Origin of the sequence: Streptomyces sp. P9-2B-2 (assembly GCF_030406865.1) — a bacterium.
In the GTDB taxonomy this organism is placed as follows: domain Bacteria; phylum Actinomycetota; class Actinomycetes; order Streptomycetales; family Streptomycetaceae; genus Streptomyces; species Streptomyces platensis.
This window is the reverse complement of record NZ_CP129126.1, coordinates 4,544,808-4,561,815: the sequence shown is the minus strand read 5'-3', so window position 1 is coordinate 4,561,815 and position 17,008 is coordinate 4,544,808. Positions and strand designations below refer to the sequence as shown.

Below are 17,008 nucleotides of genomic sequence, written 5' to 3'. Positions count from 1 at the left end.
CGTCAGCCCCCTACTCCCGGATGCTCGGCAGAGGCCGCTCCAGTTGATCTTCCGGGGTGCTGAGCAATCACTCGGCACCGGCGGCCGACTTCCGGGACGCGTGGGGCAGTGGCCACATTCCTGAACCCCGGCGCCCTTACGGCACCCCGCCCGCCCCACTCCGCCCCGACGCTCCGGCCGCTCCCGCCTCACCCCAGCGGATGTGCCGCGATCAGCTCGCCGAGGGACTCCTCGTGGGCGGCGGCCGGGCCGAGGGAGAGTTCGAGCTGTTTGGCCCAGGCGTGGTAGCGGTGCAGCGGGTAGTCGGTGTCGGCGCCGAAGCCGCCGTGCAGATGCTGCGCGGTCTGGACGACCCGGCGTACGCCCTCCGAGGCCCAGATCTTGGCCACCGCCACATCTCCGGCGAGCGGTAGCGGGCCGGTTGCTTCGGCGGTGAGGCGCCAGGCGGCCTGCCAGAGGGTGGCCTCCATGGCGCGCAGATCGATGAAGCGATCGGCGGCCTGGCAGGCGACGGCCTGGAAGGTGGCCACCGGGTACCCGAACTGTTCGCGCTTGCTGGTGTAGTCGCTGGTCATGTCCAGTACGCGCGCGCCGACTCCCAGAGCGAGCGCGCAGGTGCCGGTGGTCAGCACGTTGCGCAGCCATTTCCAGGCGGCGGGGTCGGTGATCATTTCCCGGTCGCTGATATGTACGGAGTCCAGCCGGACCTCGGCGTGCGGCTCTCCGCTGGTGGATATCTGGTCGTCGAGCGTGACGCCCGGGTGGGTGCGGGGGACAAGGGCGAGTACGGCGTGGCCGTCGGGGGTGTGGGCCGGGAGCAGGATCCGGTCCGTGGTCCGGGCCCAGGGGACAGCGGTCTGGACGCCGTCGAGGACCCACTCGGAGCCTTCCTGATGGGCTGCCACGGCGAGGTCGGCCGGTTCGTGCCCGGTGCGGCCATGGGCGGCGACGGTCACGACGAGGTCCCCGGTGCCGATCGCGGGGAGCACCTCCGCACAGAGTTCTTCGGTCGCATAACGCTGGATGGTCAGCGCGGCGGCACCGGACTCCAGCAGGGGTACCCGTGCCAGCACCTTGGCCGACTCGCGGAGTACGAGGCAGAGCGCGATCGGGTCCAGGCCCGCGCCGCCGTGTTCGGGCGCGATCGGCAGGCTCAGCAGATCGGCGTCGGCGAGCTTGCGCCACAGCGCGCGGTCGAAGTCGTCGGCGACCGCACCGGGGGTGAGCGCCGGGCTGGGCACACTGTCCGGAGCGACCCCCGAGAAGACGGCCTTCGCCGCTTCGACGGCGGCCTGCTGCTCCTCGGTGAAGGTGAAGTCCACTGCTCTGTCCTCCCACGCGGCGCCTCGATCTGACGAAGCGTCAAGGTAGAACAGGTTGCAGGAATTGGGAATGGTGGAAGCGGTGGAGGGACGAGGGATTTGAGGGCGGCGGGGAGCGATTGGGGAGTGGGAGAACGTGCCTGTGGGCGTCGTCCGGCACTGGCTCCGGAGTCCGCCTCACGCCTCGGCGTCTGCCTCACGCCCCGGAGCCCGCATCACGCCCCCGCGTACTGCCTGTGCCGGTGTCCCGCAGGAACGAAGTCGAAGCGGAAGCCAGGAGCCGATGCCCGTGCCGGTTGCTGACGCCGACCTTCGCCAACACGGCTCAGCCCCCGGTCCTCGGCGTTGAGGACGGACCTCGCGGTACGCCGCGAAGCGGCGCGGATGGTGGCTGGTGTGGCATCGGCAGCCCCGGATCGTGCGGCCGGTGCGCTCGGGTCCGCCCTATCGATCGAAGTCCAGCTCCACCTTCTCCGTGGCCGGGTGGGACTGGCAGGCCAGGACGTAGCCCGCGTGGACCTCGTCGGATTCCAGGGCGAAGTTGCGGTCCATGCGGACCTCGCCGGAGACCAGGAAGGCGCGGCAGGTGCCGCAGACGCCGCCCTTGCAGGCGTACGGGGCGTCCGCGCGGTTGCGCAGGACCGCTTCGAGCAGTGATTCGCCGTCGTGGACGGGCCAGTTGCCGGAGCGGCCGTCGAGGGTGGCGGTCACGGTGCTGTGCGCGGGGGTGGCGGCTATGGGGGCGGTCGGGGTGCCGTTGTCGACGTGGAAGATCTCTTCGTGGATGCGGGTGCGGGGCACATCGAGGGCGCGCAGGGCCCGCTCGGCGCCCTGGACCAGGCCGTAGGGGCCGCAGAGGTACCAGCCGTCGACGGAGTCGGTCTTCAGAAGCGCGGGCAGGAGGGAGCGGAGACGGGTCTCGTCCAGCCGGCCGGAGGGCAGGCCGGCCTGTTGTTCCTCGCGGGAGAGGGTGTGGATGAGCTGGAAGCGCTGGGGATAGCGGTCCTTGAGGTCGGCCACCTCCTCCAGAAACATCGTCGACGCCGCCGTCCGGTCGCTGCGGATCAGGCAGAAGCGGGCGTCCGGCTGCTGGGCGAGCAGGGTGGCGGCGATGGACAGCACCGGGGTGATGCCGCTGCCGCCGACGATGCCGACGAAGTGGCCGGGGCGCGGTTCGAGGGTGAAGCGGCCTGCCGGGGCCATGACGTCCACCGTGTCGCCGACCGCCAGTTCCTTGAGCGCGTACGTCGAGAACGCACCCTCCTCGACCAGCCGGATGCCCACGCGTAGTACGGGCTCGTCGGTGGCCGGGGTGCAGATGGAGTACGTACGGCGGATCTCCTGGCCGTCGACCGATCTGCGCAGCGCGATGTGCTGCCCGGGGGTGTGCCGGAAGGTCGTGCGCAGCTCGGGCGGGACCGCAAAGGTGACGGCCACCGCGTCGTCCGTGAGCCGCTCGATCTCCCGGACCTGGAGCGGGTGGAACATCACAACTCCTTGAAGTGGTCGAAGGGTTCGCGGCAGGACTCGCAGCGGCGCAGGGCCTTGCATGCCGTGGAGGAGAACCGGCTCAGCAGGGTGGTGTCGGTCGATCCGCAGTGGGGACAGCGGATGGTGAGGTCGATGGCGACGGGTCCGCCGGCCGGGCCGGTGGGGCGTGGCGGTGCGATACCGAATTCGGCGAGCTTGCGGCGGCCCTCGGCGGTGATCGCGTCCGTGGTCCATGGCGGGCTGAGGACCGTGCGGACCTCGACCTCGGGTACGCCGTGGTCGTGCAGCACCCGCTCTATATCGGCCGACATCGCCTCGATGGCGGGGCAGCCGGTGTACGTCGGGGTGAGCTGCACCTCGACCCGGCCCGGTGCGGTGAGCTGCACACCGCGCAGCACGCCCAGCTCGGCGAGGGTGAGCACCGGTAGCTCGGGGTCGGGAACGGAGCCGGCCAGCGCCAGCAGTTCCTCTTCGAGGGCGGTGGTGGTCACCATGTCGCCCCCGGGTGGCTGCGGTGGAGGTGCTGCATCTCGGCGAGCAGCCGTCCGAATGATTCGGTGTGCAGGCCCTGGCGGCCCGCGCCGGCCCGCCAGGCGCCGTGCCTGGGGCCTTCGGGGACGGTGAGCGTGGCCTGCTCCAGGGTGGCGGTGATGCGGGTGGTCCAGCCGTCGTGCAGGGCGGACCACGGCACCGTTTCCAGTCCTTCCACCGGCTCGAAGAGTTCGCCGGTGAACTGCCACAGGGAATCCAGGGCGCGCTGCATCCGGGTGTGGCTCTCGTCGGTGCCGTCGCCGAGGCGCAGTGTCCACTGGTGGGCGTGGTCCCGGTGGTAGGCGACCTCCTTGACGGCCTTTCCGGCCAGGGGTGCCAACTCGCTCTCGGTCGGGGCGAGGTGGTCGAACAGCAGCTCCTGGTAGGTGGAGAAGTAGAGCTGGCGGGCGATGGTGTGGGCGAAGTCGCCGTTGGGCTGTTCCACGAGCTGGAGATTGCGGAACTGCCGCTCCTCGCGCAGATAGGCCAGCTCGTCCTCGTCACCGGCCAGTGAGAGCAGCACGCGGGCCTGGCCGAGGAGGTCCAGCGCGATATTGGCCAGTGCGACCTCCTCCTCCAGGACCGGGGCGTGGCCGGCCCACTCGCCCAGGCGGTGGGAGAGGATCAGGGCGTCGTCCCCGAGGATCAGGGCCGGGGTGGCGGTGATGTTCATCAAAGGTGATGCACCCCGTCCGGGATCTCGTAGAAGGTCGGGTGGCGGTAGGGCTTGTCGCCGGCCGGCTCGAAGAAGGAGTCCTTCTCGTCCGGCGAGGAGGCGGTGACCTGCGCCGAGGGCACCACCCAGATGGAGACGCCCTCCGAGCGGCGGGTGTAGAGGTCGCGGGCGTTGCGCAGCGCCATTTCGGCGTCCGGGGCGTGCAGGCTGCCGGCATGGGTGTGCGAGAGACCGCGGCGGCTGCGGACGAAGACCTCCCACAGCGGCCAGTCGGTGGGCGCCGCGGCGGTCGCGGCCGCGTCGGCGGGGCGTGGTGTCGTCATCGGGTGGCCTTCCCGTGCTTGGCCGCGTGGGCGGCGGCTGCCTCGCGGACCCAGGCTCCGTCCTCATGGGCCTGTCGCCGGCGGCTGATCCGTTGTGCGTTGCAGGGGCCGTTGCCCTTGAGGACCTCACGGAACTCGGCCCAGTCGATCGGGCCGAAGTTCCAGTGACCGCGCTCGTCGTTCCAGGTCAGATCCGGGTCGGGGAGCGTCAGCCCGAGGGCCTCGGCCTGGGGGACGCAGATGTCCACGAAGCGCTGGCGCAGCTCGTCGTTGGAGTGCCGCTTGATCTTCCAGGCCATGGACTGCGCGGAGTGCGACGACTCGTCGTCCGGCGGGCCGAACATCATCAGGGAGGGCCACCACCAGCGGTCCACCGCGTCCTGCGCCATGGCGTGCTGTGCCTCGGTGCCACGGCTGAGGGCCAGCAGGAGCTCGTAGCCCTGGCGCTGGTGGAAGGACTCCTCCTTGCAGATACGGACCATGGCGCGGGCGTAGGGACCGTACGAACACCGGCACAGCGGGACTTGGTTGGTGATCGCCGCGCCGTCCACCAGCCAGCCGATGGCTCCGACGTCGGCCCAGGTCAGGGTCGGGTAGTTGAAGATCGAGGAGTACTTCTGGCGGCCGGAGTGCAGCTTGTCCAGCAGTTCGTCGCGGCTGGTGCCCAGGGTCTCGGCGGCGCTGTAGAGATACAGGCCGTGGCCTGCCTCGTCCTGCACCTTCGCCATCAGGATCGCCTTGCGGCGCAGGGACGGCGCCCGGGTGATCCAGTTGGCCTCCGGCTGCATGCCGATGATCTCGGAGTGGGCGTGCTGCGCTATCTGCCGCACGAGTGTCGAGCGGTAGGCGTCCGGCATCCAGTCCCGCGGTTCGATGCGCTCTTCCGCGGCCACGGTGGCGTCGAATACGGCCTCTCGGGCCGTCTCTTCCGGCGCGATCGTCGTCATGTGGTGCCCCCTCGCTGCTCCCGACCGACCGATCGTTCGGTTCAATGGTGAGTGGGCGGACCTCGGGTGTCAAGCCTGTGGATAACTCGGGAGAGGTGTGCCCGGCCGGGCCGCCTAGGTACGGTTCCGAAGCGGAGTTGGCCGCATGGATTCTGGGAACGGGGCGGGAATGCAGTCATACGGGGACGAATCGCGGCCACTGGCCGCGCTCTCGCTGCCCTCGCGGATCGTCATAGGAGTGGCGGCCTGTGCCATCGCGGTCGCCGTCGCGATTCATCTCGCGATGATGTTCCTGCATGTCGCACCGTCGAACACGCTCAGCAAACAGCAGGGCGCCCTGATCAGCGACTATGTCTATCCCGAGTACGAGCAGAACTGGAAGCTGTTCGCACCCAATCCCCTCCAGCAGAACAACGCGGTCCAGGTCCGCGCACAGCTGCGCACCGAGGACGGCACCGCGCGGACCACCGGCTGGACCGATCTGACCGCCCGCGACGGCCAGGCCATCCGCCACAACCCGATGCCCAGCCACACCCAGCAGAACCAGCTGCGCCGCGGGTGGGAGCTCTTCGTCAACACCCACAACGCGCAGAACCGCCCGGTCGGCCTGCGCGGTGAGCTGTCCGAGCGGTACATCCGGCGGCTCGTGCTGTTCCGGATGGACGACGAGTGGACCAGGGGCGGCGGCCGGGTCGAGCAGATCCAGGTCCGCTCGCAGACGACGGCGGTCCGCCCGCCGCCGTGGAGTACCGAGAAGATCAGCGACAAGCCCGTGTTCCGCGTGCTGCCCTGGTGGCAGGTCACCGCAGCCGACCTGCCCGAGGGGGCGACCCACCAGTGACGTCACCGACGCCCCAGCAGCCCCAGCAGACGCCCGGCGCACAGCAGCCCGAGCACCCCACCGAGCCGGCCGACGTGCCTCAGCAAGCGCCGGCATCCCCGGCGCCCCAGGAGCCCGAGCCCTACGAAGAGACCCGTATCGAGCGCGCCATCGGCCGCGGCTTCCGGTACGCCACCAGCCGGGCGCTGGCCCCGTACCAGACGGCCGTGATCCGGATCGGCTTCTCGGCGACCTGGCTGCTGTTCCTGCTGCGGGAGTGGCCGCACCGCGCGGTTCTCTACGGGCCCGACAGTCCCTGGAGCCTGGACATGGCGCGCCGGCTGCTGGGCGGCAACCATGCCTTCTCCGTACTGCCCTGGTCCGACGGCCGCGGCTGGTTCGAGGGCGTCTACCTGCTGGCCATCGTGGCCGCCGCGCTGCTGATGCTCGGCTGGCGCACCCGCACCATGTCGGTGCTCTTCATGGTCGGCGTGATCTCGCTCCAGAACCGCAGCATCTTCATAGGGGACGGCGGCGACAACGTCATCCACCTGATGTCGATGTATCTCGTGCTGACCCGGTGCGGGCAGGTCTGGTCGCTGGACGCGCGCCGTGCGAAGCGGGCCGCGGCCGCCGCGGACGGAACCGACGGCGCGGCCGCCGGCTCCCGTGATCTGCCCGGCGTCATCCTGTGGGCCGTGCTAGGCCTCGCCCTGGCCGCCGCCCAGGTGGGTGGCAACTACGGCCTCAGCTGGTTCGACCACGGCCCGTTCCCGCACATCGGCTGGAGCCTGGTGCTGTGGGGGCTGTGGGCGACACACGGACTGTGGTGGGCGGTGCAGCGGTACGCGCCCGGCGAGCCGCGCGTCGTACTGGACACCGTCACCAAGCTCGCCCACAACGGCGCACTGCTGGTGATCATGGTCGAGGTCTGCCTGATCTACGCCACCGCCGGCTGGTACAAGATCCAGGGAAGCCGCTGGCAGGACGGCACCGCCGTCTACTTCCCGATGCACCTGGACTACTTCTCCCCGTGGCCGGCGCTGTCCGAGCTGCTGGGCAGCAACGGCGTGATGATCATGCTGATCACCTACGGCACGGTGATCGTGCAGGTCGCCTTCCCGTTCACGCTCTTCAACCGGCGGCTGAAGAATGTGCTGCTGGTCGTGATGATCTGTGAGCACCTCTCGATCGCGATCCTGCTGGGGCTGCCGTTCTTCTCGCTCGCGATGATCACCGCGGACGCGGTCTTCCTGCCGACGAACTTCCTGACCTGGCTCTCCGCGCGCCTCTCCGGCCTGCGGGAACGGCTGTTCTCGCGCGGCGGACCGGCCCGCCCGGCCGGCGATGAGCCGGATACCCGTACGGAGCACAGTGGCGGTGGCCATACGCTCGTGGGGTGAGCAGCGAGAACACCGCCCCCGCCGAGCCCCTCCAGTACGACGAGGGGTACGGGCCGCAGATCGGCGTCGGGCCGCACCCGGAGCCCTGGCCGCAGGACGAGCGGTTCGACCTCGAGCTGCTCGCCCATGGCGACCGCCGGAATGTCGTCGACCAGTACCGCTACTGGACGCGCGAGGCGATCGTCGCCGACCTCGACACCCGCCGCCATGACTTCCATGTGGCCGTCGAGAACTGGGGCCACGACTTCAACATCGGCTCGGTGGTCCGGACCGCGAACGCGTTCCTGGCCAAGGAGATCCATATCGTCGGGCAGCGGCGCTGGAACCGCCGGGGCGCGATGGTGACCGACCGCTATCAGCACGTCCGCCACCACCCGGACACCGCCGACCTCACCGCCTGGGCGGCGGCCGAGGAGCTGCCGATCATCGGGATCGACAACCTGCCCGGCTCCGTCCCGCTGGAGACGACCGAGCTGCCGCGCCGCTGTGTGCTGCTCTTCGGCCAGGAGGGGCCGGGGCTGACCGAGGAAGCGCGCCGGCACGTCTCGCTGGTCTGCTCGATCGCGCAGTTCGGCTCGACCCGCTCGATCAACGCGGGGGCCGCGGCCGCCATCGCGATGCATGCCTGGATCGGCCGCCATGCGCGGATCGAGGGGCCGGCCGCCCCCTGACGGACCCTGGGCCCGCCGATGCCCGGCCGGGGCCCAGGAACAGGTCCCGGGCCCCACCCGCACCGGTCACGCCGGGCGGCGTACCTCCACCGTCCGGAAGCGGTTCGCCACGAAGGCGCCGTCGCACAGCACCGCATTGGCCGCCGGGTTACCGCCCGAGCCATGGAAGTCCGAGAACGCCGCGGTTTGGTTCACATAGACCCCGCCGGTCAGATTCAGCGACAGCTGGGCGCACTCCTCCAGGCAGGCCTCCTCCACCAGCTTCTCGACATCCGGCGAGGTGGTGTACGCGCCGACCGTCATCGCGCCCTGGTCGCGGACCGTGCGCCGCAGCAGATCCACCGCGTCGGCCGCGGAGTCGACGGCCACCGCGAAGGACACCGGGCCGAAGCACTCCGACAGATAGGCCGCCTCGTCGTCCGGCTTGGCACCGTCCAGCTTGACGATCACCGGCGTACGGACCGTGGCTCCGGGGAACTCGGGGTTGGTCACCTCACGGGAGGCCAGTGCCACCTCGCCGAGCCCGGAAGCCGCGTCGATCCGCTCCTTGACCTGCGGATTGACGATGGCGCCCAGCAGGGCGTTGGCCCGTGCGTCATCGCCCAGCAGGCCGCTCACCGCGCCCGCGAGATCGCTGACCACCTCGTCGTACGACTTCGGTCCGGCGTCCGTGCCGATGCCGTCGCGCGGGATCAGCAGATTCTGCGGGGTGGTGCACATCTGGCCGCTGTAGAGCGACAGGGAGAAGGCGAGGTTGCTGAGCATGCCCTTGTAGTCGTCGGTGGAGTCGATGACGACGGTGTTGACGCCGGCCTTCTCCGTGAAGACCTGCGCCTGCCGGGCGTGCGTCTCCAGCCAGTCGCCGAAGGCGGTCGAGCCGGTGTAGTCGATGACGCGGACCTCGGGGCGGACGGCCAGCGTCTTGGCCAGGCCTTCACCCGGTTTGTCCACGGCTAGGCACACCAGGTCGGCGGGGAAACCGGCCTCGGCGAGCACCTCGCGGGCCACCTTGACGGTCATCGCCAGCGGCAGCACTGCGCGCGGATGCGGCTTGACCAGCACCGGGTTGCCGGTCGCCAGAGAGGCGAACAGGCCCGGGTAGCCGTTCCACGTCGGGAAGGTGTTGCAGCCGATCACCAGGGCGACACCGCGCGGCACGGTCGTGAAGCTCTTGCTCAGTTCGAGCGGGTCACGCTTGCCCTGCGGCTTGGACCACGGCGCCTGCTCCGGGGTGCGGACCTGCTCGGCGTACGCATACGCCACCGCCTCCATGCCGCGGTCCTGGGCATGCGGGCCGCCCGCCTGGAACGCCATCATGAAGGCCTGTCCGCTGGTGTGCATCACGGCCTGGGCGAACTCATGGGTGCGCGCACTGATCCGGGCCAGGATCTCCAGGCACACCGCCGCCCGCGCCTCGGGACCGGCGTCCCGCCAGACGGGGAGCGCGGCGCGCATGGCCGGCAGCAGCTCGTCCACATCCGGATGCGGATAGCTGATGCCCAACTCCGGGCCGTACGGCGAGACTTCCTCGCCCGTCCAGTCGTCCGTGCCGGGCTGGTCGAGCTCGAACCGCTTGCCGCGCAGCGCCTCGAAGGCGGCCAGCCCGTCGGGTGCGGCGGTCTCGCCGTACGCCTTCGGGTGCTCGGGGTGCGGGGACCAGTAGGCACGGGTGCGGATCGCCTCCAGCGCCTGGTCGAGGGTCGGGCGGTGCTTCTCGATCAACTGCGCTGCGGTCATTTCGGCGGCCATCGATGACCAACTCCTCGTCGAGCTGGGCGGAAGTGGATAGGGGCTGGGAGCGGACAAGGCAACGGAGTTAGAGTAACCGAACGATCGGTCGGGGCAAGAGGGCCCGGCCGGCCTGTGGAAAAGTCGGTCGGAGAGGATCAGCGGGCATGACGGCACTCGGGACCAGCAGCACCGTGGCAGTGGTGGGCACCGGCACCATGGGACAGGGCATCGCGCAGGTGGCGCTGGTCGCCGGCCACCGCGTACTCCTCTATGACACCGCCCCCGGACGCGCCGCGCAGGCGGCCGAGGCGATCAGAGGCCGGCTGGACCGGCTCGTCGAAAAAGGCCGGATCTCGGCGGACGCGCGGGACGCCGCCCGCGCGCGCCTCTCCCCCGCCACCGCCCTCGCGGAGCTGGCCGACGCCGCACTGGTCATCGAGGCGATTCTGGAGCAACTTCCGGCCAAACAGGAGCTGTTCACCGCCCTGGAGGACATCGTCACGGCGGACTGCCTGCTGGCCACCAACACCTCCTCGCTGTCCGTGACGGCGGTCGCGGGCCGGCTGCGCCACCCCGGCCGCTGCGTCGGCCTGCACTTCTTCAACCCCGCGCCACTGCTCCCCCTGGTCGAGGTGATCAACGGCTTCGCCACCGACCAAGCGGCGGCCACCACGGCGTACGACACCGCCTCGGCCTGGGGGAAGCAGCCGGTGCGCTGCGCCGACACCCCCGGTTTCATTGTCAACCGCATCGCCCGCCCCTTCTACGCCGAGGCCCTGCGGGTGTACGAGGAGCGGGTCGCCGACCCCGCCACCATCGATGCGGTGCTGCGCGAGGGCACCGGATTCAAGATGGGGCCCTTCGAGCTGACCGACCTCATCGGGCAGGACGTGAACGAGGCGGTCACCCACTCCGTGTGGCAGGCGTTCTTCCAGGACCCGAAGTTCACCCCCTCCCTGGCGCAGCGCCGGCTGGTCGAGTCCGGGCTGCACGGCCGCAAGGCGGGGCGCGGATGGTTCGACTACTCCGAGGGCGCGCCGCGGCCGGAACCGCGGACGGCGGAGCCCTGCCCGGTGCCCGCATCCGTCGGGCTGCACGGGGAGCTGCCCGGCCCCGCGGCGGTGCTGCGCGAGCTCATCGAGGAGGCGGGCATCAAGGTCACCGGCGACCGCACGCCGGGGGAGGTGGAAGGCTTCCTCCGTCTTCCCGGCGGGGCCCGCCTGGCGCTGACCAATGGCTCTCCGGCCACGGCGCCCGCCCAGGAGAACTGCATCCGCTTCGACCTGTCCCTGGACTATCGCGCCGCGACCCGCATCGCCCTGGCGGCCTCGGCGGCGGTCTCCGAGGAGGATCTGGCGGAGGCCGTCGGGCTGTTCCAGGCACTGGGCAAGCAGGTCAGCGTGATCGAAGACGTCCCCGGCATGATCGTCGCCCGGACGGTCGCGATGATCATCGACTTCGCCGTGGACGCCGCGGCCCGCGGCGTCGCCACCCCCGACGACATCGACACGGCCATGCGGCTCGGCGTGAACTACCCCGGCGGCCCCATGGAATGGGTCGAGCGGCTGGGCGCCCGTTGGGTAGGGGATCTGCTGGATTCGATGCACCACCAAAATGCCGGTGGACGCTACGTACCGTCCTGGGCGCTGCGGCGCCGTGCAGACCTCGAGGAATTGGTGCTCTAATCATGACCATGGCCAAGCGCGACACCTATACGCCCGATTCGCTGCTCGCGGTCGCCGTCGAGGTGTTCATCGAGCGCGGCTACGACGGCACGTCCATGGAGCACCTCTCCAAGGCGGCCGGTATCTCGAAATCCTCGATCTACCACCATGTGCGCAGCAAGGAAGAGCTGCTGCACCGCGCCATAAGCCGGGCGCTGGACGGGCTGTTCGGCGTGCTGGAGGAGCCGGGCGCCGTCCAGGGGCGGGCGATCGAGCGGCTGGAGCATGTCACCCGGCGCGTGGCCGAGGTGCTGATGGACGAACTCCCCTATGTGACGCTGCTGTTGCGGGTGCGCGGAAACACGGACACCGAGCGGTGGGCCATGGAACGCCGCCGGGAGTTCGACCACGAGGTGTCCGACCTGCTCAAGCAGGCCGCCGCCGACGGCGACCTACGGGACGACGTGGACATCCGGCTGGCCACCCGGCTGCTCTTCGGCATGATCAACTCGATTGTGGAGTGGTACCGGCCGGGGCGGGGCGGCTCGGCGAGCCGTGACGAGGTCGCCGAAGCCGTGGTGCGTACGGCGTTCGCGGGGCTGCGGAAGGCCTGATCCGCGCGATCGGACGGCTCCTGGGAACCGTGATCCAGGGGCGCAATCCCGGCCTCCCCTGAGGGACGGCGCCCTCGGTGAGCCCCGGCGGCGGCCCGGCCGGTCATTCCTCTTCGGGGCCGAGATCGGTCTCCTCGAAGACCAGCAGCGTGCGGGTGCTCAGGACCTCCGGTATCGACTGGATACGAGTGAGGACCAGTTCGCGCAGCTCGCGGTTGTCCTTGGTGTGGACCAGCAGCAGTACATCGAAATCGCCGCTGACCAGCGCGATATGTGTGGCCCCCGGCAGCGCCGTGAGCTGCTTGCGCACGGTCCGCCAGGAGTTCTGCACGATCTTCAGCGTGATGTAGGCGGAGGCGCCCTGACCTGCCCGCTCCTGGTCGACGAGGGCGCTGAAGCCGCGGATCACCCCGTCGTCGATCAGCCGGTTGATCCGGGCGTAGGCATTGGCGCGTGAGACATGCACCCGCTCGGCCACGGAGCGTATCGAGGCCCGGCCGTCGGTCTGGAGCATGCGCAGGATCGAGCGGTCGATGGTGTCCAGCGGGCGTGCGGCCGGAGAGGGCGGGGCGGAGGGCGTCGGTGGCGGGCCGGCTGCCGTCGCCGGATGCCCGCCGGAATTGGCCATCTGTTCGTCCGGCATATGGTCCCGCCTCCCCTTGGTGGACGCCCTGGCTTCATCTCAAGCTGTGGAGAACCGTTTGTCCACAGGCTGAGCCCGCCTGTAGCCAAAATGCATCAGCGACCGAACAATCGGTAGGGCAGGGCGTACCCGCCCTGGCCGATTCCATCCTGCCCGCCCGCCGCCCGCCCACCACCCCTATGAGGCGCCTGGCGCCACCCCCTTCGAATCGAGGAGGTGCTCGACATGACGGTCCTTGAGCAGCCCGGCAGCAGCAGGAACAAGAGCAGCCTGGCCGGTCCGCCGCCCGCCTGGCAGCCGCGCGTCGACCCCACGCCCCTCCTGCCCGACGCGGAGCCCTACCGCCTCCTGGGCACGGACGCCGCCGCCCGGCTCGACTCCGGACTGCTGACCCGGCTCTACACCCAGCTGGTCCGCGGCCGCCGGTACAACGCCCAGGCCACGGCGCTGACCCGGCAGGGACGCCTGGCGGTCTACCCGTCCTCCACCGGCCAGGAGGCCTGCGAGGTCGCCGCCGCACTGGCCCTCGAGGACCGGGACTGGCTCTTCCCCAGTTACCGCGACACCCTCGCCGCCGTGGCCCGCGGGCTCGACCCCGTACAGGCCCTGACCCTGCTGCGCGGCGACTGGCACAACGGCTACGACCCCCACGAACACCGCATCGCCCCCCTGTGCACCCCGCTCGCCACCCAGCTCCCGCATGCCGTGGGCCTGGCGCACGCCGCCCGCCTCAAGGGCGACGAGGTGGTCGCGCTGGCCATGGTCGGCGACGGCGGCACGAGCGAGGGCGACTTCCACGAGGCGCTGAATTTCGCGGCGGTCTGGCAGGCTCCGGTCGTCTTCCTTGTCCAGAACAACGGCTTCGCGATCTCCGTGCCGCTCGCCAAGCAGACCGCCGCGCCGTCCCTCGCCCACAAGGCGGTCGGATACGGCATGCCGGGCCGCCTGGTCGACGGCAACGACGCCCCCGCGATGCATGAGGTGCTCACCGAGGCCGTGGCGCGCGCCCGCAGGGGCGGCGGTCCCACCCTCATCGAGGCCGTCACCTACCGCATCGAGGCGCACACCAACGCCGATGACGCCACCCGCTACCGCAGCGACGCCGAGGTCGAGACCTGGAAGGCACACGACCCGATAGCCCTTCTGGAGCGCGAGCTGGCCGCCCGCGATCTGCTGACCGATGATTTCGTCGGCGCCACCCGGGACGGTGCCGAGCACATGGCCGCCGACCTCCGCGAGCGGATGAACGCCGACCCGGAAGTGGACCCGATGGACCTGTTCACCCACGTATTCGCCGAGCAGACCAGCCAACTGCGTGCCCAGGCCGCACAACTGCGTGCCGAGCTGGACGCCGAGGCCGCCGGACACCCCGACGACGCAGCGGGCACCAACGGGTCCGCCGAGGAGGCCAGGCCATGACGACCACCGCTCCGGTGACCGCGCGCAAGCCCGCCACCATGGCGCAGGCGCTGACCCGCGCGCTGCGCGACGCCATGGCCGACGACCCGTCCGTGCATGTCATGGGCGAGGACGTCGGCGCCCTGGGCGGCGTCTTCCGGGTCACCGACGGCCTCGCCAAGGAATTCGGCGAGGACCGCTGCACGGACACCGCGCTCGCCGAGGCCGGAATCCTGGGCACCGCCGTCGGCATGGCGATGTACGGGCTGCGGCCGGTCGTCGAGATGCAGTTCGACGCCTTCGCCTACCCGGCGTTCGAGCAGCTGATCAGCCATGTCGCCCGGACGCGCAACCGCACCCGCGGCGCGCTCACCATGCCGCTGACCATCCGCGTCCCCTATGGCGGCGGAATCGGCGGCGTCGAGCACCACAGCGACTCCTCCGAGGCGTACTACCTCGCCACCCCGGGGCTCCAGGTCGTCACCCCGGCGACCGTCGAGGACGCCTACGGACTGCTGCGCGCCGCGATCGCCTCCGACGACCCGGTCGTCTTCCTCGAACCCAAGCGGCTGTACTGGTCCAAGGCGGACTGGTCGCCCGACGCACCCACCGAGGTCGCGCCCCTGGGCCGGGCCGTGATCCGGCGCCGCGGCAGCAGTGCCACGCTGATCACTTACGGCCCGTCGCTCCCGGTCTGTATGGAGGCCGCCGAGGCCGCCCGCGCCGAGGGCTGGGACCTGGAAGTGGTCGATCTGCGGTCCCTGATGCCGTTCGACGACGAGACGGTCTGTGCCTCGGTGCGGCGGACCGGCCGGGCCGTGGTCGTCCATGAGTCCAACGGATTCGGCGGCCCCGGCGGCGAGATCGCCGCCCGTATCACCGAACGCTGCTTCCACCACCTGGAGGCGCCGGTGCTGCGCGTCGCCGGCTTCGACATCCCGTATCCGCCGCCGATGCTGGAACGGCACCACCTTCCGGGCGTCGACCGGATTCTGGACACCGTCGCCCGCCTCCAGTGGGAGTCGGACTGGACCGAGGGACGTGGTGAGTGATGGCCGTGGTCCGCGAATTCACCCTGCCCGACCTGGGGGAGGGCCTCACCGAGGCGACGATCGTGCACTGGATGGTCGAGGTCGGCGAGGTGGTGGCCATTGACCAGCCGGTGGTGGAGGTCGAGACCGCCAAGGCGATGGTGGAGGTGCCGTGCCCGTATGGGGGCGTGGTGACCGCCCGCTTCGGCGAGGAAGGGGCCGAAGTCCCGGTCGGGGCACCGCTGGTGACCGTCGCCGTGGGGGCCGTGCCGGATGACCTCGCGGAGGCCGGTCCTGGGACGGGGCCGGATGCCGGGGCGGGTGCGGAAGGCGGTACGCCCGATGCCGGTGGAGCCTCGGGGGCGCCCGCGAACGGTGCGGCGGATGCCGGGTCCGGGAATGTGCTCGTCGGGTACGGCACGAGTGCGGCGGCGGCGCGTCGGCGCCGTATCCGGCCGGGGCCCGGAGCGGGCCCCATGGCGGGAGTGCCACGGCCGCCCGGCGGGGTGGCGGACGGCTCGGCCGGGACCGGAGCGGCCGAGGGGACGACCGGTGGTTCAGAGGCGGTTGCCGCCGGGGCGACGGCCGTGGGGGCGATCGGCGTCACCGCGGCAGCCGGGACCTCCGGGGCAGCTGGCCCGGCCGGGGCCGGTGTGGTGGAGGACGACGGCCGTACGGTGGCCGTCATCTCCCCGCTGGTGCGCCGGATGGCGCGGGAGAACGGCCTGGATCTGCGGGAGTTGACGGGGTCCGGACGGGATGGACTGATCCTCCGTACGGACGTCGAGTGCGCGATCCGGGCGCGGCAGGAGCGGGAGACCGCCGGTGCCGCCGGAGCAGCCACCACCACGGTCGGCGCCGACAGGACGACCGGTGCCGGTGTGACGGGCGTGGCGCGGGCCGGGGCCGTGACAGCCGTCGGGGCCGCGACCGGCGCCGCGGCGGGTGAAGAGCGGATCCCGCTGAAGGGGATGCTCGGCGCGGCCGCCGAGAAGTTCAGCCGCAGCCGCCGGGAGATCCCGGAGGCGACCTGCTGGGTGGAGGCCGATGCCACCGAGCTGCTCGCCGCCCGTAGGGCGATGAATGTGCCGGGCGCCCCCAAGGTGTCGCTGCTGGCAGTGCTGGCCCGGATCTGTACGGCCGCGCTCGCCAGGTTCCCGGCGCTCAACTCCACCGTCGACACCGAGGCCCAGGAGATAGTCCGGCTGCCCGCCGTCCATCTGGGCTTCGCGGCGCAGACCGACCGCGGCCTGGTGGTGCCGGTCCTACGGGATGCCCATGCCCGTACGGTCGAGGAGCTGTCCGCCGAGATCGCCAGGCTCACCGAAAGGGCCAGGGCCGGCGGGCTCTCCCTGGCCGAGCTGACCCATGGCACCTTCACCCTCAACAACTACGGCGTGTTCGGCGTCGACGGCTCCACGCCGATCATCAACCACCCCGAGGCGGCGATGCTCGGCGTCGGCCGGATAGCGGCCAAACCCTGGGTGCACGAAGGCGAGTTGGCCGTCCGGCAGGTCGTCCAGCTCTCGCTCACCTTCGATCACCGGGTGTGCGACGGCGGCACCGCCGGGGGCTTCCTCCGGTTCGTGGCCGACTGCGTCGAGCAGCCCGCGCTGTTGCTCCGGACGCTGTGACGGGAGCGCGGCCGGAGGCAGCAGTGATGCCACTGGCCGCACCGGCGCGCCCGCTGTGGCGGAGCTGACATCCGCTGTCGCTCCGGCAGCGGTGTGAACCGGGTGCCCC

At 71.0% G+C, this 17,008-nt stretch carries 16 protein-coding genes; 8 read left to right on the top strand and 8 right to left on the bottom strand.

Annotated features, from left to right (window positions below; translation table 11 throughout):
* Positions 1-188: 188 nt before the first annotated feature.
* The 6 genes from QT196_RS19880 to paaA all read right to left on the bottom strand — a co-directional run bounded on the left by QT196_RS19880 (position 189) and on the right by paaA (position 5,290).
* Positions 189-1,322 carry an acyl-CoA dehydrogenase family protein gene (locus tag QT196_RS19880; protein ID WP_168480379.1) on the bottom strand — a complete coding sequence of 378 codons (1,134 nt, stop codon included), beginning with the start codon at positions 1,320-1,322 and terminating at the stop codon, positions 189-191.
* Between the two features lie 444 nt (positions 1,323-1,766).
* Complete coding sequence (locus tag QT196_RS19875) at positions 1,767-2,810, bottom strand: 2Fe-2S iron-sulfur cluster-binding protein (protein WP_168480378.1); 1,044 nt, start codon at positions 2,808-2,810, stop codon at positions 1,767-1,769.
* A complete protein-coding gene (gene paaD, locus QT196_RS19870) occupies positions 2,810-3,307 on the bottom strand; it encodes a 1,2-phenylacetyl-CoA epoxidase subunit PaaD (protein WP_168480377.1) in 498 nt (165 codons plus the stop codon). Before paaD ends, QT196_RS19875 begins: the two co-directional genes overlap by 1 nt.
* A complete protein-coding gene (gene paaC / locus QT196_RS19865; protein ID WP_168480376.1) occupies positions 3,301-4,017 on the bottom strand; it encodes a 1,2-phenylacetyl-CoA epoxidase subunit PaaC in 717 nt (238 codons plus the stop codon). Before paaC ends, paaD begins: the two co-directional genes overlap by 7 nt.
* Complete coding sequence (gene paaB, locus QT196_RS19860) at positions 4,017-4,343, bottom strand: 1,2-phenylacetyl-CoA epoxidase subunit PaaB (RefSeq protein WP_168480375.1); 327 nt, start codon at positions 4,341-4,343, stop codon at positions 4,017-4,019. The genes paaC and paaB overlap by 1 nt, the downstream gene beginning before the upstream one ends.
* Positions 4,340-5,290, bottom strand: coding sequence for a 1,2-phenylacetyl-CoA epoxidase subunit PaaA (paaA, locus tag QT196_RS19855; RefSeq protein WP_168480374.1), 951 nt, complete (start codon positions 5,288-5,290; stop codon positions 4,340-4,342). Before paaA ends, paaB begins: the two co-directional genes overlap by 4 nt.
* Positions 5,291-5,459: 169 nt before the next feature.
* Here paaA and QT196_RS19850 point away from each other — a divergent pair, with 169 nt between their 5' ends.
* The 3 genes from QT196_RS19850 to QT196_RS19840 all read left to right on the top strand — a co-directional run bounded on the left by QT196_RS19850 (position 5,460) and on the right by QT196_RS19840 (position 8,184).
* Positions 5,460-6,131 (top strand): DUF5819 family protein, encoded by a 672-nt coding sequence (locus QT196_RS19850; protein WP_168480373.1) that lies wholly within the window; start codon positions 5,460-5,462, stop codon positions 6,129-6,131.
* A gap of 74 nt (positions 6,132-6,205) precedes the next feature.
* Positions 6,206-7,513, top strand: a complete 1,308-nt coding sequence (locus QT196_RS19845) for an HTTM domain-containing protein (RefSeq protein ID WP_290356683.1) — start codon at positions 6,206-6,208, stop codon at positions 7,511-7,513.
* Positions 7,510-8,184, top strand: a complete 675-nt coding sequence (locus QT196_RS19840) for an RNA methyltransferase (protein ID WP_168480371.1) — start codon at positions 7,510-7,512, stop codon at positions 8,182-8,184. Before QT196_RS19845 ends, QT196_RS19840 begins: the two co-directional genes overlap by 4 nt.
* A gap of 66 nt (positions 8,185-8,250) precedes the next feature.
* Here the strand turns inward: QT196_RS19840 and paaN are convergent, their stop codons facing one another.
* A complete protein-coding gene (gene paaN, locus QT196_RS19835; RefSeq protein WP_168480370.1) occupies positions 8,251-9,933 on the bottom strand; it encodes a phenylacetic acid degradation protein PaaN in 1,683 nt (560 codons plus the stop codon).
* A gap of 146 nt (positions 9,934-10,079) precedes the next feature.
* On the opposite strand from paaN, the gene QT196_RS19830 reads away from it, so the two are divergent.
* Positions 10,080-11,600: a 3-hydroxyacyl-CoA dehydrogenase gene (locus QT196_RS19830; RefSeq protein WP_168480369.1), complete on the top strand. Its 1,521-nt coding sequence runs from the start codon at positions 10,080-10,082 to the stop codon at positions 11,598-11,600.
* Positions 11,601-11,602: 2 nt separating this feature from the next.
* The gene (locus QT196_RS19825; RefSeq protein WP_168480368.1) at positions 11,603-12,193 is read left to right on the top strand and encodes a TetR/AcrR family transcriptional regulator; all 591 of its coding nucleotides are present in this window, start codon (positions 11,603-11,605) and stop codon (positions 12,191-12,193) included.
* 103 nt (positions 12,194-12,296) lie between these two features.
* Here the strand turns inward: QT196_RS19825 and QT196_RS19820 are convergent, their stop codons facing one another.
* On the bottom strand, positions 12,297-12,836 hold the full coding sequence (locus QT196_RS19820; protein WP_290355342.1) for an Lrp/AsnC family transcriptional regulator: 540 nt from the start codon (positions 12,834-12,836) through the stop codon (positions 12,297-12,299).
* A gap of 225 nt (positions 12,837-13,061) precedes the next feature.
* Between QT196_RS19820 and pdhA the strand changes: the two genes are divergently transcribed.
* Genes pdhA through QT196_RS19805 form a run of 3 tightly spaced genes read left to right on the top strand, consistent with a single transcriptional unit; the run spans position 13,062 to position 16,899 of the window.
* On the top strand, positions 13,062-14,255 hold the full coding sequence (gene pdhA / locus QT196_RS19815; protein ID WP_168480366.1) for a pyruvate dehydrogenase (acetyl-transferring) E1 component subunit alpha: 1,194 nt from the start codon (positions 13,062-13,064) through the stop codon (positions 14,253-14,255).
* A complete protein-coding gene (locus tag QT196_RS19810) occupies positions 14,252-15,286 on the top strand; it encodes an alpha-ketoacid dehydrogenase subunit beta (protein WP_168480365.1) in 1,035 nt (344 codons plus the stop codon). The genes pdhA and QT196_RS19810 overlap by 4 nt, the downstream gene beginning before the upstream one ends.
* A complete protein-coding gene (locus QT196_RS19805; protein ID WP_290355341.1) occupies positions 15,286-16,899 on the top strand; it encodes a dihydrolipoamide acetyltransferase family protein in 1,614 nt (537 codons plus the stop codon). Before QT196_RS19810 ends, QT196_RS19805 begins: the two co-directional genes overlap by 1 nt.
* Positions 16,900-17,008 lie beyond the last annotated feature (109 nt).

What these genes read in the sequence shown, in the direction of transcription:
- QT196_RS19875 (WP_168480378.1), bottom strand. Translation starts at nt 2,810, where the DNA reads ATGTTCCACCCGCTCCAGGTCCGGGAGATCGAGCGGCTCACGGACGAC.
- paaD (WP_168480377.1), bottom strand. Translation starts at nt 3,307, where the DNA reads ATGGTGACCACCACCGCCCTCGAAGAGGAACTGCTGGCGCTGGCCGGC.
- paaC (WP_168480376.1), bottom strand. Translation starts at nt 4,017, where the DNA reads ATGAACATCACCGCCACCCCGGCCCTGATCCTCGGGGACGACGCCCTG.
- paaB (WP_168480375.1), bottom strand. Translation starts at nt 4,343, where the DNA reads ATGACGACACCACGCCCCGCCGACGCGGCCGCGACCGCCGCGGCGCCC.
- paaA (WP_168480374.1), bottom strand. Translation starts at nt 5,290, where the DNA reads ATGACGACGATCGCGCCGGAAGAGACGGCCCGAGAGGCCGTATTCGAC.
- QT196_RS19850 (WP_168480373.1), top strand. Translation starts at nt 5,460, where the DNA reads ATGCAGTCATACGGGGACGAATCGCGGCCACTGGCCGCGCTCTCGCTG.
- paaN (WP_168480370.1), bottom strand. Translation starts at nt 9,933, where the DNA reads ATGGCCGCCGAAATGACCGCAGCGCAGTTGATCGAGAAGCACCGCCCG.
- QT196_RS19830 (WP_168480369.1), top strand. Translation starts at nt 10,080, where the DNA reads ATGACGGCACTCGGGACCAGCAGCACCGTGGCAGTGGTGGGCACCGGC.
- QT196_RS19825 (WP_168480368.1), top strand. Translation starts at nt 11,603, where the DNA reads ATGACCATGGCCAAGCGCGACACCTATACGCCCGATTCGCTGCTCGCG.
- QT196_RS19820 (WP_290355342.1), bottom strand. Translation starts at nt 12,836, where the DNA reads ATGCCGGACGAACAGATGGCCAATTCCGGCGGGCATCCGGCGACGGCA.
- pdhA (WP_168480366.1), top strand. Translation starts at nt 13,062, where the DNA reads ATGACGGTCCTTGAGCAGCCCGGCAGCAGCAGGAACAAGAGCAGCCTG.
- QT196_RS19810 (WP_168480365.1), top strand. Translation starts at nt 14,252, where the DNA reads ATGACGACCACCGCTCCGGTGACCGCGCGCAAGCCCGCCACCATGGCG.
- QT196_RS19805 (WP_290355341.1), top strand. Translation starts at nt 15,286, where the DNA reads ATGGCCGTGGTCCGCGAATTCACCCTGCCCGACCTGGGGGAGGGCCTC.